Annotated in this window: 12 protein-coding genes; 5 read left to right on the forward strand and 7 right to left on the reverse strand. The window is 54.4% G+C overall.

Features of this window, described 5'->3' with window-relative positions; translation table 11 throughout:
- Positions 1-36: 36 nt before the first annotated feature.
- Positions 37-1,101 carry an NAD(P)-dependent alcohol dehydrogenase gene (locus HB631_RS06005; protein ID WP_213990251.1) on the forward strand — a complete coding sequence of 355 codons (1,065 nt, stop codon included), beginning with the start codon at positions 37-39 and terminating at the stop codon, positions 1,099-1,101.
- A gap of 300 nt (positions 1,102-1,401) precedes the next feature.
- A complete protein-coding gene (locus HB631_RS06010) occupies positions 1,402-5,787 on the forward strand; it encodes a hypothetical protein (protein ID WP_213990252.1) in 4,386 nt (1,461 codons plus the stop codon).
- Between the two features lie 18 nt (positions 5,788-5,805).
- Here HB631_RS06010 and HB631_RS06015 read toward each other — a convergent pair whose 3' ends face one another.
- From HB631_RS06015 to HB631_RS06035, 5 genes are read right to left on the reverse strand one after another with little or no spacing between them, the layout of a single operon-like run.
- A complete protein-coding gene (locus tag HB631_RS06015) occupies positions 5,806-7,335 on the reverse strand; it encodes a TolC family protein (protein WP_213990254.1) in 1,530 nt (509 codons plus the stop codon).
- A 2-nt stretch (positions 7,336-7,337) separates the two neighbouring features.
- On the reverse strand, positions 7,338-8,267 hold the full coding sequence (locus HB631_RS06020) for an HlyD family secretion protein (RefSeq protein WP_213990255.1): 930 nt from the start codon (positions 8,265-8,267) through the stop codon (positions 7,338-7,340).
- A gap of 6 nt (positions 8,268-8,273) precedes the next feature.
- Positions 8,274-8,483: a DUF1656 domain-containing protein gene (locus tag HB631_RS06025; protein WP_213990256.1), complete on the reverse strand. Its 210-nt coding sequence runs from the start codon at positions 8,481-8,483 to the stop codon at positions 8,274-8,276.
- Complete coding sequence (locus HB631_RS06030) at positions 8,480-10,582, reverse strand: FUSC family protein (protein WP_213990257.1); 2,103 nt, start codon at positions 10,580-10,582, stop codon at positions 8,480-8,482. Before HB631_RS06030 ends, HB631_RS06025 begins: the two co-directional genes overlap by 4 nt.
- Entirely contained in the window at positions 10,583-11,074 is a 492-nt protein-coding gene (locus HB631_RS06035; protein ID WP_213990258.1) for a MarR family winged helix-turn-helix transcriptional regulator, read from the reverse strand.
- A 426-nt stretch (positions 11,075-11,500) separates the two neighbouring features.
- On the opposite strand from HB631_RS06035, the gene HB631_RS06040 reads away from it, so the two are divergent.
- A complete protein-coding gene (locus HB631_RS06040) occupies positions 11,501-12,205 on the forward strand; it encodes a hypothetical protein (RefSeq protein ID WP_213990259.1) in 705 nt (234 codons plus the stop codon).
- Positions 12,206-12,383: 178 nt separating this feature from the next.
- Here HB631_RS06040 and HB631_RS06045 read toward each other — a convergent pair whose 3' ends face one another.
- Together HB631_RS06045 and HB631_RS26935 are read right to left on the reverse strand one after the other, a co-directional pair.
- A complete protein-coding gene (locus HB631_RS06045; RefSeq protein ID WP_213990260.1) occupies positions 12,384-13,040 on the reverse strand; it encodes a TetR/AcrR family transcriptional regulator in 657 nt (218 codons plus the stop codon).
- An 84-nt stretch (positions 13,041-13,124) separates the two neighbouring features.
- The gene (locus tag HB631_RS26935; protein ID WP_255556839.1) at positions 13,125-13,259 is read right to left on the reverse strand and encodes a hypothetical protein; all 135 of its coding nucleotides are present in this window, start codon (positions 13,257-13,259) and stop codon (positions 13,125-13,127) included.
- 289 nt (positions 13,260-13,548) lie between these two features.
- On the opposite strand from HB631_RS26935, the gene HB631_RS06050 reads away from it, so the two are divergent.
- On the forward strand, positions 13,549-14,337 hold the full coding sequence (locus HB631_RS06050) for a 3-ketoacyl-ACP reductase (protein ID WP_213990261.1): 789 nt from the start codon (positions 13,549-13,551) through the stop codon (positions 14,335-14,337).
- A gap of 83 nt (positions 14,338-14,420) precedes the next feature.
- The gene (locus HB631_RS06055; RefSeq protein ID WP_213990263.1) at positions 14,421-15,254 is read left to right on the forward strand and encodes a sugar phosphate isomerase/epimerase family protein; all 834 of its coding nucleotides are present in this window, start codon (positions 14,421-14,423) and stop codon (positions 15,252-15,254) included.
- Positions 15,255-15,405: the final 151 nt, after the last annotated feature.

Below are 15,405 nucleotides of genomic sequence, written 5' to 3' on the forward strand. Positions count from 1 at the left end.
GATGAGCTTTGTTAAGCCTTAAAACAGGAAAAGAACATGTCCTTCAAAATTTTAGGTTACGCGGCTGAAACCGCGACTTCCGCGCTGGCGGCACACACCATCATCCGGCGCGATCCCCGGCAGGATGATGTCGTTATTGATATCCTCTATTGCGGTGTTTGTCATTCCGATCTTCATCAGGCCCGCAATGACTGGGGTTTTAGCGTCTTCCCCCTGGTGCCGGGGCACGAGATCATCGGCAAAGTAGTGAGCGTCGGCGCCGGGGTGAAAAAATTCAAGGTCGGCGACACGGTGGGGGTAGGGTGCCTGGTGGATTCCTGCCGGCACTGCAGTTCCTGTGAGGAGGGGCTGGAGCAGTATTGCAAGGAAGTGGCGACTCAAACTTATAACGATAAGGATCGCCATGACGGTACGCCCACCTACGGTGGCTATTCGGAAAAAATCGTCGTGTCGCAAGATTTTGTTTTGCGGATCCCGGACGGTCTGGATGCCAAATCAGCGGCGCCCCTGCTGTGTGCCGGCATCACCACCTACTCGCCGTTGCGGCACTGGAATGTTCAGCCGGGCAGTAAGGTGGCGGTGGTGGGCCTCGGCGGTTTAGGCCATATGGCGCTTAAGCTGGCCAAGGGTATGGGGGCGGAGGTGACCCTGTTCACCCGGTCGCTGGGTAAAGAGAAGGAAGCGCGGCGCCTGGGTGCCGATGGGGTAGTGTTGTCCACCGAGCCGGGGCAGATGGAGTCTGTGGCGGATCATTTCGATTTGATTATCGATACCGTGCCCTACGAGCATGATGTGAATCCCTATCTGTCGACACTGAATCTTGACGGCACACTGGTGTTGGTAGGGCTGGTGGGGGCGCTGAATCCCGCGGTCAGTACCGTGCCGCTTATCATGGGGCGCAAGTCAGTGGCCGGGTCGCTTATCGGCGGTCTGCCCGAGACCCAGGAAATGCTGGATTTCTGCGCCGAAAAAGGCATTACCTGTGATGTGGAAGTCATTGATATCCAGTATATCAATCAGGCTTATGAACGGATGCTGAAGAGTGATGTGAAATACCGGTTTGTGATTGATATGGCTTCGCTGAAAAAAGAAGCGGCATAAAACAGCGGTTACTTTTGCTCAATGCGCCTTAATCAACGTGTCCGGGAGTATGCCGCCCGGACGCCTTTTTTTGGACGTTGTGGGTCTAATAAATATTTAACAGAATAATGAAGAATAGAGTTTTTTAAATATATTTAATACATTATGGTATATTACTTATAAAGCTTATATGCTTTTTTTAAATCAAAACTTCGATAATCAGCAGTTTTTTTATTTTTAATTTTATCTCTGGAATTATTTTTTTCTCTCCCGTTATAATGAAACCTCTTTGGGTTAAGTTATCATTGCCAGGGGTTTTTAATGCCAATATCTCAACAAGTTTATAGAAACAATATCGGTAATTACCAAGTTAATAATAGCAAAAAAATGCTCACGCCAAAAGCGCAGCAAATATTGCTTAATGATCTGGCGAAATATCCGGGCGATGCGAAGCAAAGGGCAAGGGCGGAAGTGATGCTGCAATCAATACTTATGGTCTCGAATATTTCATTGGCAATCAGTGGCGGGCATATTGCACATCATACCACTCAGTCACGGGGGCGACGTAGCCCGGTTGATTTTACCAAAACGCCGGGGGATGCGCTCAGGGTAGTTTATCCTGAGAACGGCGTTATCCATGGATTAAATCATTCACTGCCGCTACAAGCCGAGCGTCTTTTTAACCCCGGCACAAGCATGCATGGACTCCAGGGCGGCCATATGATTACACGATTACAGGAGCCGACAACGACGATAAGACCGCCGGCCAAGGGAGATTTGGACAGCGACGTCACCGCTCCCGTTTTTACCACAAGCCTGACAACAAGCCCGCCCACACGTTCAGCAGTAAAGGATGAATTATACCAAAAAAGCCCGGCAGATCCGCAAACTGAAAACGTTAAACATTTTTTGGCGAAACATGCCGGCGGAAAACCTTTTGATGATAGTAATATGAATGCGGTGATTGAGGGGGCGATCGAACATATCATTCGCTTCCCTGACGGGCTGGAGAAAATTTCTCGTGAGCTCATCAAGCATACTGGCGAATATGGAGCCCATGACAAGGAGGCCTTGGCAGAATGGCTGCAATTTCGCATCGTCAGAAATTGGCTGAGTGCGCAGGTTTTTGAAATTAGCCCAGATGAGTTTATCGGTCGGATTATCTCTCAATCAATAACGGAGAATAAATGCCATGGCGGGCAACCGCTGAGATTGCCTGTGGACACTCTTTATAATGCCGTCTTAAATAATATCGCCATCCACTCTCTGCAGCGTTCGCCTGAGACCAACGATACCACATTTTTAAATGAAGTGACTCGAAATTATATATACCATGAGATTATTTTGGATAAATTGCCCTATTTGGAGATGGACCATGCCACGGTTAATGAAAATAATATTTACATTGGTACTGCCGATTGGGGACTACTTCATGCCGGCCTGATGATTGTCAATAATGCCAAAAAAGATAGCCGGCAATTCTCTGTTGATGAATTGGTGCAAATCGGCTCTTCTTTCGAGGGCATGTTGCGCGAAGGTGTAGCCGATCCAGAGCTGATTAAAATATTTGAACTCCCTGCCAAACTTTTCTATGTCAAGCATCATGCTGAACGCGGCACGGGTATTTCCTTTAAGGAGATTTTCCGTACCGATGAGGGCAATAAGCTGGCGCTGGAAGCCTTTTTTGCGGCTGTCGATCTGCAAAAAATAGAAGAAAATCCATACCATCAATTTACCCTGGCATGGGAGAATTACCGTACCCGCACACAATTGAAAGAAGAGTTAATGAAGAAGACTCAGGTTGTCACCGCGGATAAGTTGACCTCAGTCCCGTTTTGCCTTTCTAAGGGCCATCTTGAAAATCCCTTAACCGACGATGCCAATCAGCTTTTCAATCAGCAAAATGAAAATATAGCGACAAAATATGCCGCGGTGGATACGCTGATGGTTGCATTAGCCTTTGAAAAATCGGCAGCGGATGAAATTTTTTTTTTGCGGGGAGCGGAAATTTATACAACCTCTGCTGTATTTTCGGCATTTTCTACTATCCGCAATCAGATGTTTGCTCGGGCAATACCCCGGCACGCTTATACCGTTCAGTTAGCTTCTACAGTGGATTTATTTATTGCCCTCAATAAAGAGAAAAAAAGAATTTATGCTTTGGAACTTATTGATGATAAATACAGCTTACTGCGGGTGGATTACCAAGAAAATTTATATCGTGCATTAATGGCCGATCGAGAGAAACTTTATAGGGATAGCGATTATAAGTTAAAGGTATACGATGATATCTATAACGCTCAATTATTAAAAAATACCCATGAACCTCTAGAACAGCTGGTAGGACAGCTCATTAAAAAACACCGAAAAAAATTCCTCAATAATCTTCATGAGTTGGGATATGAAGAGACCGGCGCCGAGAAAACGAAACGGTTTCTGCTCTCGTTGATTCCCTTTTACAATTGTATTAACGACATTAAAGATGAAAAGAGGGAAGCCTCACTGTCCTGCACGATAGACATGTTTGTTTTGTTGCCGCTTGCGGGGCAGGGCGCGGGACTGGCTGCTCGGTTCGGTCAACAGGGGGTAAGGGGAGGGATGATGGCGCTACGGGCAACCATGAGTTCCCTTGCCGCCCGTGAAATGCTGAAAGTCGCTATACGCCAAGGCACCCTCCAATTTACCCGTCACGGCATATTGCCCGCAGCGGAGGAACTGAATCGAAAGGCATTGATTCAGATGGGCTTGGCCGCGCTCAGAAGCGTTGATCCCGGTATGGAATTAATGGGCATGGTGGGCATTGGCGCCTTCCGCCGCATTGCGGCGGCGGCCCATATAATAAAACGGACGCTGCCAGCGTGGGAAAAAGTCTTGCCCTCCCTGGATACGGTATTATCGCTGCAGGACGTTCCGGCTTCCATCAATAAAATCAAAACCGGTCGTCTGCCGGGCCTTGATAAAGATATACCAGTCAGGAAATTGGCGGGTGACAGGTTTAATCGACAACCGGTTTACGTACAGATAGACCCTCTTACCGGGGACGCATTCGGTAAGAAATATACCCTTTCCGCCACGGGTATCTTGCATGCCGTACCCAAACCGATGGCGCAGCATCTGAAAAATATTTTAGTAACGGGATTTAGCGGCCGCGGGGCCGCGAAATACGCCAAAGACCTGGCCGCGGGCAGCGGCAATTTGCCACCGGCCGTTCAACACGCCTCTCCGGTGACGGCGGATCATCTGCTGCGTTGGCTGGACAATACCAGGCAAACTAATCCAGTGCGAAAAAAGATATTTCTTGAACAGTTCGGTCTGAGCGAAAGCGCCTGGTCGTCTTATGTGTCGTCATCGAACGTGTTGACCGCGAGAGCGCAAGCTTTGCTGGCGCGGGCAGAGGTGAACGACGTAAATTATTTGCTGACCCGGTCACAGGTTGCGAGAACGGAAATCATCCGACACCTTGGCGTCCGCCCATTACAGCATTTGTCGCTCGTTTCCAGCCGGTACGCTAACACCTATGCCGGTTTATCCAGTGTAAGGATCCAGGCCGAGGAAAGATTGGCTGTGTTGCTTGAGCAGTATTCTGACGGATGGAAAAAATGGCTGCTTGAGTCCCCTCCACAGAGCAGGCGGTGGTTCGCATGTGAAATTCTAAACGCTTATGTTGATCAAGGTAACCATTATCTTTCTCTGGCAGGATTCAATTTGAAAGATGCCCCCCCTTTTCTGCCTGATGATGTTCTCCATCTTGATCTCAGCTTTAACGGTATTAAGGTTTTGAATACGCCTTTGCCAAGGGGATTGGAATGGCTTCACATTGGGAAAAATTCTCTGGATGCTCTGCCAGACTCTCTTCCCGAAACCTTGGTAGCACTGGATGCATCCCATAACGTTTTGCCCAGTGTGCCCGAACTTAAATCCTCGGTGCTTACCCATCTGGATTTGAGCTGGAACAAGTTGACGTCGTTGCCTCGCTTACCCCAATCGTTGATTTATCTGGATGTGAGCGCTAATCATTTACATCGATTGCCTATACCTCTACCAGAGGGACTGTCGTGCCTTATCGCCAACAATAATAAATTGGTACTTTTGCCGGACTTGCTGCCGAGAAATTTGGAAAATTTGGACGTTCGCCATAATGGGCTGATGCGCCTGTCGTCTGAAATGCCGTCAGGAATTAAACATATAGATGTCTCTTATAATAAACTACGTTTTTTGCCGGGGGTTCTGTCTAAAGATTTAGTTTATTTGAATGCCTGCCATAATCTTTTGGATATACTCCCCCAGTTACTTCCACCCAAATTAAAAAAGTTATTAGTCTCACATAATTCCCTTACCTTTTTATCAATTGTTTTTCCGCCAAATTTGGATCAGCTGCAGGTTTCTGCAAATATGTTAAGTGCTCTACCGCAGAATTTGCCGTTGAATTTGAAAATTTTGTGGGCGAACAATAATCAAATCTCATCGCTGCCCAAGACGTTACCGCCAGGAATAACATCACTGTCGGTCAATTATAATAAAATTACCGAGCTAACCGATGATACGTTGCCCACGTCCTTACAAGTCCTCCACATCACTCATAATAGACTCTCTCGATTGCCGCAAACATTTCCCTCGGAGCTGCAAGAAATTGATGTCAGTTATACACGTGTGCCGGGCAGGCCTGACAAGCTGCCCCCGTCGGTGAGATTTATACAAAACGGGTAGGCACAGGGTTGGGGGCGCTCAGGAACCCTTTTTTTCACTCTTGGCGGATGTTGGCGCGCCGGCGGCCGGAGTATCTTGCCATCCGCCCCCCAGCGCCAGGAACAGCAGCACCTGATCGTCCGCCAGTTGGCCTGATGACTGAGCCAGGGCGGCGTCGCTGGCGGCCAAACCCCGCTCCGCATCCAGAACATCCAGATAGCCGATCTTGCCGCTGGCATAGAGCATGCGGGTTTTTTCCGCTACCTGCCGGGTTTCGTCCGCGGCCGCCAGCAGGGCCTGATGCCGGTCCAGCTCGCGGGCATAATTATTCAGCGCGGTTTCCACTTCACCCACCGCCGTCAGGACCGAACCGTCGAAACGCGCCAGATCCCCCCGCACACCGGCCTGCGCCTGGGCGATGCGCGCCTGAACCGCGCCGGTATTGGGCACTGTCCAGGAAATCAGCGGGCCGAGGCTCCAGCCGTAGGTGTCCCCTCGTCCGAGGTCGCTCATATAGCCGGCGGAGCTGCCGGAGAGTCCCAGGGTGATTTTCGGGTAAAGATCGGCCATCGTCACGCCGACCCGGGCGGTGGCCGCGGCCAGCCGGCGCTCGTTCTGGCGGATATCCGGCCGGCGGCGCAATAGGGCCGTGCCGTCGCCCACCGGGATGAGCCGCGTCAACTGCGGCGGCGAAACGCAGTCCGCCACATCCCGTGGGAAATCCTGCGGCAGGACGCCGGTAAGCGTCGCCAGCCGGTACAGCGCATTTTGCTGCCTGGCCTGTAGCGGCGGTACCGTCGCCTGAAGCTGTTGTAATTGAGCCTTAGCCCGCAGGAAATCCAGTTGACCGGTGCGCCCCGCCTGGAGCAGACGGTCGGTCAAGGTCACTGACTGCTGTTGCAGGTCAATGGAACGCCCGGCGGTCTGGAGCTGCAAACCGGTGGCGCACGCCTCGGCGTAAGCGCGGGCGGTATTGGCGGCCACATTTATTTTTACCAGGTCCAGGGCGGCCTGCGCCGCCTGGCTGTCGGCACCGGCCGCCTCGATGGCCCGTTGTATTTGTCCGAATAAATCCACCTGGTAGGAGAGATTCAGGCCGCTGTCGTAATTCCAGGTATTGGGGGGGACATAGTCCGGCGCTAACAGCGAGACGCCGGAAGGGTGGCCGAAGCTGGGTTCGGCATTGGCCGACAGGGTAGGGTAGCGGGCGCTGCCGGCTTCTTTTAACAGCGCCAGCTCGCGTTCCAGGTCGGCCCGGGCGATGCGCAGATCGGTATTGTGCGTCAGCGCCTGTCGCACCAGGCCATCCAGCCGGTCATCACGGTACAGCCGCCACCAGTGATCCGGCAGCGGTTGCGCATCGGCCAGGGTCGATTGCGATGTGTCTCCTGCCCGCAGCAAGGGCTGGCTACCGGCGCGATGAAGCATGGGCGATGCCGGCGGACGGTAGTCCGGTCCCGCCGGGAACATGGCGCAGGCGGACAATCCCGCCAGCGCCAGCGGTATCAGGGCTTTGATCAATAGCGCGCTCCGCCGGCGGGCCGAAGGCTTGATAGCGACATCCGCCATGTTTATTGTCCCTGCCGGATAAACGTCAGGCCGCCGACGCCGCCGGCGTCAGGGGAGGTGACTTCCACGGTGACGGTTTGACCCGCCACCAGCCGCTGGCGGGCGATATCCGAGGCATTGATTTTAACCCTTACCGGCACCCGCTGCGCCAGGCGTACCCAGTTGAAGGTAGGGTTGACGCTGGGCAGCAGGTCGTCTCCGGTGAGCCGGTCGCGTTCGGCGATGCCTGCCGCGATGCTTTGCACGGTGCCGGTGAAGGGGCCGTGGCCGCCCATGGGAATGACCCGCACCGGGTCGCCGATATGGATGCGCGGCAGTTTGGTTTCTTCAAAATAGCCTTCCACGTAAATCGACCCGACATCCACCAGGGCCAGTACCGGTTTGCCGGTGGTGGCGTAGCTTCCCTGCCGCAGATCGAGGTTGGTGACAATACCGTCCACCGGCGACCTGACCTGGGCGCGTTGCAGGTTTAACTTAGCGCTGTCCAACGCCACCTCGGCCTGGGCCAGGGCGTTTTGCGCCTGTTCCAGGCGAGTTTGTGTCCGCTCGCGCTCCTCCAGGGGCACCAGCGTGCCCAACTGGGCGTTGCGTTTATCTTCGCGCTGTGCCTGGGCGATGGCGATGCGCTGCGAGTCGAGGGCCACCTGGGCCTGACGAACCGCCAGTTCGTAACGGCTGCGATCCACCTCGAACAGCAGCGAACCGGCGGTCACCCGCTGGTTATCTTGTATCGCCACATCGGTCACCAGACCGGACACATCCGGCGCGATGACCACCACATTGGCCCGCACCCGTCCATCCCGGGTCCAGGGCGCCAGCTCATAATGATCCCAAAGCCGCAATGCCGCCCAGATGGCCGCCAGGGTGACCAGCAGGGTGATGAGTACGCGGATGAATTGGCGCACGCGCAAGGTCAGTATTTCAGATTTCATCGCAAATTATCGCTGAACAAAGTAGGTGACATGGGTAATCCCGTAAAGCAGAAGAAAATAGACGGCGATATCAAACAGCGCCGGATGCCAGACCCAGCGATAGAAACCGGCGATAAACAACAGGCGCCGCACCAGCCAGAACACCGCCAGCGTGGCCAGCGACAGCAGCATCAGCCAGGGGATATAGAGGCCGTAAAAACTGGCTTCGCCAATCATGCCGTTTCTCCCGTGGCGAGCAGTATGACGGAGGCGTCGGGAAACAGGTTATGGCGCAAACCTACCAGCGCGGTGATGGCGGTGCGCCAGTGCGCCGATTTATCCGGCATATTGAGTATCTCCGTCAAGGCGCCGTCTATTGTGGTGAGCAGTGTCCCGGCGGGCTGATTTTCGGCGGCGCGAAACAGGGCGGCCAATTGCGCCAGCAAAGCGGGAAAACCGATGGTGGGAAATGCTCTTCGCGCCTGTTGCAAGGCGATGACATTGGTGCCCAGGCGCAGGTCCCGCAGGGTTTCGCGGGCGATAATATTATGGTGGACCGCCTCTCCCTGAGCGATACGGGTCACCAGCAAGCCGATACGGTCCACCATGCGGACGGCAAAAATTTGCAGTTGTTGCGTGCGGGTTCCGCTGGACATGACCACCAGATCCCGACGGATGGCCTTACGGATGCGCCTGGCGCTCCAGTCGGCGCCCACCGAACGGAATAATTGGGTCACCCGCGCCGCGACGAAGGTACCGAACAGTTGCGCCGTGGTGCTGTTGATAAAGGTAATCACATCCGCGTGGTCGGTATCATGGGACGACAGCGTACCCGCCACGCCGAAAAGCAGCGGCAGCGCGACCATCAGCAGGGCCGGGCGGGCGCTATAGCAGCCCAGGACAATGAACAGCGGAGCGCAGATCAATACCAGCATGCCGAAATCCTGCACCATGGGCAGCAGCACCAGGATATAGATGGCCGAGATCGGCGCGGACCAAAAGGTGTATTTCAGGAAATTGTTAATGGCGGGGACCGGATCATCCATTACCGCGAAGAAGCTGCAAAAAACCGCCGCCATCATGGCGGCGGTAGCCCCGGAATCCCAGCCGAGCATAATCCAGAACAGGCAGCAGAAACCGATAGCGATAAACGCCGCCAGGGACGATAACAGCGCCATGCCGAGATCGCGATGCAGCACCCGGTTACCGATGGCGGCCATACGGCGGCGGGGCATCGTTCCATGCAGCATCCCCAGGGTAATATCCTGGCGCAATATCATGCAGGCCTGCCATTTCGCCACCAGCTCTTCCAGGTAGCTTGCCAGGGAAATTCGCAGCGCCCGCGACCATGGGGTCTGCTTACCGCCGGACTCCAGGAGATGCACGGCCTCCCTTAATTGCAGGCGCTGATCGTTAAACTCCGCCGGAGTGACGGGTACGACCGGTTCCGTGCCGGCGGCCAGCGGGTCATGCTCCGTCAGCCACCGGCTGATGCGGTTAATCACCGTCACGACGTCCGGGCTGTAGCCCTCTTCGGCCTGGTAAAGCGCCTTTAGGCGGTCTTCCACCGCGGAAAGCGTGGGGATCAGTTCCGCCACCCGATCCTGCATTGCGCGAACCGCCCCCGCGGTCCAGGTGAGGTTGCCGGTATCGTAGGGGATATGGGTGGCCAGCAGGCGCAGTTGGGTGATATCCACGGACAGCCGCAGGCGGGAAGCGGAAATTGCGTCTTCTTCTTCTTTCGCAACCGGCGCCTCAACGGAGAAGATATCCTTCAGCCAGCGCCGGGTATCCGTCAGGGTTTTATCCAGCAGGCCCATCACGCTGTTGGTTAAACCGGCAGGCAGCACCACGCTGTGTAACAGGGTAGCGCATAAAATGCCCAGGCTGATTTCCTCCACCCGGGTCACGGCGGTGTTAAAAATCAGGTCCGGTGTTTGTACCGTGGGAAAACCGATCAACGCCGCGGTATAACCGGCCAGCATAAACGTATAGGAGCGGGGAGTCCTGTCCATCAGGGAAACAAACAGGCACAGGCTGACCCACAGGGCCATCGCCAGGGATAACAGTACCGGAGCATTGGATAGGGTGGGGATCAGAAACACCGTGGCGGTGCTGCCTATAAAGGTGCCGCACAGGCGATAGACCGCTTTGGAGCGGACCATGCCCGCCAGCGGCTGGCTCACGACATACACCGTCAATAATGACCAGAAGCTGTTGGGCAGCCCGGCGCGGCTGGCCAGATATAATGCCAGCATAGCCGCGGTGAAGCTTTTGAGTGAATAGATGATCTCGGCGCGAGAGAACAGCTTAATCGTCGGCATGGTCATCGTCATTCAGAGCGTTTCTTTCGGTTTCTCGGCATTAATGGATGAAGACCCACTAATACCCAATCGTCGTTCCAGCAGGCAAAACGTACGCAAACAGGCCTGCACGTCCTGGTCGGATAAGCCGTCGAACAATTCGGCGCGCAGCGCATTGAGCATGTCTTCAATCCGGGTCCGGATGGCGTTGCCCGCTTGTGTCAGACAAAGGATCTTGGCGCGTTTGTCCACCGGATCCTCCTGGCGCAGGACCAGTTCGGCATCCACCAGTTGATTCAGCGAGCGCACCAGCGAGGGTCCTTCGATACCCAGCTCCTCCGACAGGCCGCCGGGCCGGATGCCTTCAGGATGACGGCCAATCAATACCAGCGGCCACGCCATGGCGGTTGACAGGCCCAGCGGCGCCACCACTTTGTCGGCCTTGGCCCGATACGCCCGCTGCAATAATCCCAGCGCGACGGTAAGCGCCATTAATGCCTGTTCGCGATTTTTTGGCATGGTCATGGTTATGCGTAGTATGTAATTAGGTAGTTTGCTAACTATATGGTGATGGGCGCCGGGAGTCAATACCTACAGAGGCGAATCTCCTGGCGGTTCGCTGATAAAAGCAGAATGCCTGGCGGAAAAAAGAATACCCAGGGCTATATTTAATTTCCGCTACGAAAATAAAATAATACTCATTGTCGCATTGATTAGCGTATAAGGATTATCTTTTATTTTTCCGGTTTTGATAATTTGTTAATAATGCATAATTAATATTTAAAAGTTAATTAATTTCACTGCAAGTTTGCCGGTGAAAATGGACAGAATATGTAACTCATTGATTAGACATGTCGTAGGATAAAATATAATATAAAAGCAAGTTATTAGATTGAGTTAATAACTTATAAAAATGGAATTATATGTTATTTTTCGAGGAGTCAGCGCCAAATGCCAAATGTTATCCTTTCAAACGAAAACGCCATGTTGGCTATTGATTCGCAAATGAGCCGGGGAAAGGAGCAATCGTTAGACGATTATTTGACTATAGATATGTTATTTAGAGAAACTTACACGGTACAGTTTAATGGCGAAAAGAAACGCGAGTTGGGCCGCATGACATGGCCGGAAAATACGCACGAGACGTTACCGGAAACGCGGATCTTATTTATCAACCAGCTTATCGAAAAGCTTGCCGGCATGACGCTGTCAAAGCAACAACCCTTGATCCTGGTATCCCTTGGCTCCAGCGGTTTATTAACCGAATATTATATTCATAAGGGTTTAACCAACGCCGGCTTCACCAACCTGCATTGGCGATTCATTGACGCCTCTTATCATGACGGACAACAGGGGCTTGAAGTAGTGGATGATTTTGCAAAGAGACAGCGCGCGCGGGTTGAGACCTTTACGTCCAATATGGATTATTTAATGCCAAGAGTCCCAAGCAGGCCTTCGCTTTGGCAGGATTGCCATGCGGGTGGGATGGTCTTGGTGTCTCTCGGTTCGCCGGTACTGGATTCCAGGCTCATCCAAGGTGATTTCGCCCTTGAGGATAATGATATCAGCCTGGCTTCGTTGGGAGAATCTATTCGCTACAGTCATGCGACTTACTTATTTGCTTCACTTGATAAGAACGAGTTCGCATTCGAGTAAATTATTACCGTCTCATTTTCAACGGCCGGCTATTGTCTCCCGTGGTGGCATTCCTGTTGGTGAAATGCCTGTTGATGAAATAGTGCGGTTATAAAACCTGGTCTTTGGGGCGGATGTCATAGACGCGGCCGGCGACATTCGTCCAAATAACCGGGCCGGGCACCCGTTCAATGGAATATCAAGACTGGGCCTGCTTGGCCGGTCTCAGCCAGCAGCGGATAGTATCCTTCATCACCGCCAGGCGTTCTTCCAGGGCCTGCCCGCCGGTCAGGTCCCGCTGATAGACCATGGACAGGGTGGCGCTGTTGATCAGATAGAAGAAACCCAGCGCCGATATGGTGATATTCAATTGCATGGGGTCAATATCCGCCCTAAGGGTTCCTTCACGACGGCCGCGCGCCAGGATGGACCGGGAGATTTCCAGCCAGCTGGCATTGATTCGCGTCACGTTGGCGGAATCTTTGAGATGACGGGCCTGTAGCTGGTTTTCGCTGTTCAACAGACGGATAAATTCCGGATGGGCCAGGTAATAACGCCAGGTAAATTCCACCAGCGCCATAACCGCTTCATCCGCCGGCAAATGTTCCAAGGCCAGGGCGGCTTCCTGTTGCCGGATTTCGCGGTAGGCGTCTTCCAGCACCCGCGTAAACAGCTGGTCTTTATTTTCAAAATAGTGATAGAGCAACTGCTTATTGACCTGTGCGCCGGCGGCGATTTTTTCCACCCGGGCGCCGTCGAAACCCTTATCGGCAAACTCCTTGCGGGCCGCCGCCAGGATACGGCTTTGGGTCAGGGCGGGATCGCGTTTGCGTATGCTGCTGGTATCACCTGCCATGCCATTTCCTCCGCTAATGAAAGATTGAATGTGTCGCTGAGATGCCGAATCCGCCCGACCCCGGCATATACCCCTTGCCGCCGGTTATCCGGAACCTATCCCGGGCATTCGTACAATGAAAGCCGCCGCCAGGATACAGGAGGCGATAATGATCTCCGTTGTCGCAAGGATACCGGAGGTGATAAGGATCTCCGTTGTCGCCAGGATATCGGCGGCCATAGGTGTTTCCGTTGCCGCAGATAGTGCGCCCCTGTCTTATTGTTAGTCAACCGTCCGGTTGATTATGCGAAGCAGATCATCTTTTTAAGGTCGGCACGACGCTATACTTGGATAATCAACCATTCGGTTGATTAGGCTGTCCAGTTGATTTATAAGGCTGCCATCCGATTGATTAGGCAGTACATGTAATGTGTTTGACCGTTCGTCCGGCGTCAAGTCGGGTGAATAACCACAGTTGGCCCTTAGGCAACGAAGCTGAAGGGACGTTAACCGTTTACGGAGGCTAAAGATGAACCATGCCGGCCCACCGGTCGCCTTTATCACCGGTTCCACCCGGGGGATAGGAAAAAGCTGTGCCGTCGCCCTGGCGCAGGCGGGTTTTAACGTGGCGATAAACGGTCGCGATAATCAGGAGGGACGCAGCCGCCAGCAGGCGCTGGTGGCCGAACTGCAACAGTACGGTATCGAGGCCATGGCCTGCGCCGGCGATGTCGCCGACCTGAACAGTCAGCAGGCCATGATTGACGCCATTGTCTCTCGCTGGGGCCGCCTGGATTGCCTGGTAAATAACGCCGGTACCGCCGCGCTGCGGCGCGGGGATTTGCTGGATGTCACCTTGGAAAGTTATGATCATTGCCAGAACATCAACAGCCGGGCCATGTTTTTTCTGTGCCAAAAGGCCGCCAGGCAGATGCTCTCCCAGGGCGAGCTGAACGCGGCCTATCGCTGTATTATCAATATCACCTCCTGTAGCGCCCATGTCCTGTCCGTCTCCCGGGGGGAGTATTGCGTCTCCAAGGCAGCGGCCGGCATGGTAACGCAACTGTTCGCGCTGCGCCTGGCGGATGAGGGTATCGGCGTTTATGAAATCCGCCCGGGCATTATCGACACCGACATGACCCAGGGGGTGAAACCCAAGTACGATCAATTAATTGCCGAAGGACTGGTGCCGATGCGGCGCTGGGGACAACCTGAGGATATCGCGCGGGTCATCCAGTCCATCGCCGCCGGGCAGCTGCCGTTTACCGTCGGCCAGGTCATTGATGTGGACGGCGGCCTGGGCAAACCGCATTTCTAGCCCGCAGCGAATGCCCCGGTGCGCCACCAGCACACGCCGCCATCGTTCACGATGACGTTGAACGTTAAACAAGGATATATCCCATGAATGAGCCGGACGGCCAATTGCTCTCCATCAATACCGCCACCCTGCGCCGGCAGTGGCGCCTGGATCAGATTATCGACGGCTGCGCCCGGCACGGCATTCGCGGCATCTCCCCCTGGCGGGATCAAACCCAGGCCTTGGGAATAAAGGAGGCCGCCCGGCAAATCCGCGCCCGGCAACTGCAGGTGACCGGCTATTGTCGCGGCGGCATGTTCCCCGGCAGCACCGCCGAAGAGCGCCGGCTGACGTTGGATGATAACCGGCGGGCGGTGGACGAGGCCTTGGAACTGAATGCCGCCTGTCTGGTGTTGGTGGTGGGAGGCTTGCCGGGTTCCTCACGGGATCTTCCCGGCGCCCGTTTGCAGGTGAGGGACGGACTGGCGGAACTGCTGGAGTACGCCCGGCCGGCGGGCATGCCTCTGGCCATCGAGCCCTTGCATCCCATGTATGCCGCCGATCGGGCCTGCGTCAACACCCTGGAACAAGCCAATGACCTGTGCGACGAACTGGGAGACGAGGGGCTCGGTCTGGCGGTGGATGTTTATCATACCTGGTGGGACCCGAAACTGTTTGCGCAGATTGAACGGGCCGGTAAAAAGCGCTTGCTGGCCTTTCATATCTGCGATTGGCTGGTGCCGACCCGGGATATGCTGGAGGATCGCGGCATGATGGGGGACGGCGTCATCGATATTCGCCGAATGCGCCGGGCGGTGGAAGCCCAGGGCTACCGGGGTTTTCATGAGGTGGAAATATTTTCCGAAAAAAACTGGTGGCGGCGGGACCCGGACGAGGCGCTGGAAACCTGTAAAGAACGACACCGCCGGCACTGCTGACGGGACTCGAACCATGGCGGCCGATAAGCGGCACAGGTGCCCTGTGCCTCAGACTGCTGACAAACGTACTCGGAATCAAAAAGGCGGGACAGGCTGCCAGAGGAGTAAACCGTCCGCGCCAGGGACGGCGCGGATCGAGTCTACAGGGACG

Origin of the sequence: Sodalis sp. dw_96 (genome assembly GCF_018449575.1) — a bacterium.
GTDB lineage: Bacteria > Pseudomonadota > Gammaproteobacteria > Enterobacterales > Enterobacteriaceae > Acerihabitans.

What these genes read in the sequence shown, in the direction of transcription:
- HB631_RS06005 (WP_213990251.1), top strand. Translation starts at nt 37, where the DNA reads ATGTCCTTCAAAATTTTAGGTTACGCGGCTGAAACCGCGACTTCCGCG.
- HB631_RS06010 (WP_213990252.1), top strand. Translation starts at nt 1,402, where the DNA reads ATGCCAATATCTCAACAAGTTTATAGAAACAATATCGGTAATTACCAA.
- HB631_RS06015 (WP_213990254.1), bottom strand. Translation starts at nt 7,335, where the DNA reads ATGGCGGATGTCGCTATCAAGCCTTCGGCCCGCCGGCGGAGCGCGCTA.
- HB631_RS06020 (WP_213990255.1), bottom strand. Translation starts at nt 8,267, where the DNA reads ATGAAATCTGAAATACTGACCTTGCGCGTGCGCCAATTCATCCGCGTA.
- HB631_RS06025 (WP_213990256.1), bottom strand. Translation starts at nt 8,483, where the DNA reads ATGATTGGCGAAGCCAGTTTTTACGGCCTCTATATCCCCTGGCTGATG.
- HB631_RS06030 (WP_213990257.1), bottom strand. Translation starts at nt 10,582, where the DNA reads ATGACGATGACCATGCCGACGATTAAGCTGTTCTCTCGCGCCGAGATC.
- HB631_RS06035 (WP_213990258.1), bottom strand. Translation starts at nt 11,074, where the DNA reads ATGACCATGCCAAAAAATCGCGAACAGGCATTAATGGCGCTTACCGTC.
- HB631_RS06040 (WP_213990259.1), top strand. Translation starts at nt 11,501, where the DNA reads ATGCCAAATGTTATCCTTTCAAACGAAAACGCCATGTTGGCTATTGAT.
- HB631_RS06045 (WP_213990260.1), bottom strand. Translation starts at nt 13,040, where the DNA reads ATGGCAGGTGATACCAGCAGCATACGCAAACGCGATCCCGCCCTGACC.
- HB631_RS26935 (WP_255556839.1), bottom strand. Translation starts at nt 13,259, where the DNA reads ATGGCCGCCGATATCCTGGCGACAACGGAGATCCTTATCACCTCCGGT.
- HB631_RS06050 (WP_213990261.1), top strand. Translation starts at nt 13,549, where the DNA reads ATGAACCATGCCGGCCCACCGGTCGCCTTTATCACCGGTTCCACCCGG.
- HB631_RS06055 (WP_213990263.1), top strand. Translation starts at nt 14,421, where the DNA reads ATGAATGAGCCGGACGGCCAATTGCTCTCCATCAATACCGCCACCCTG.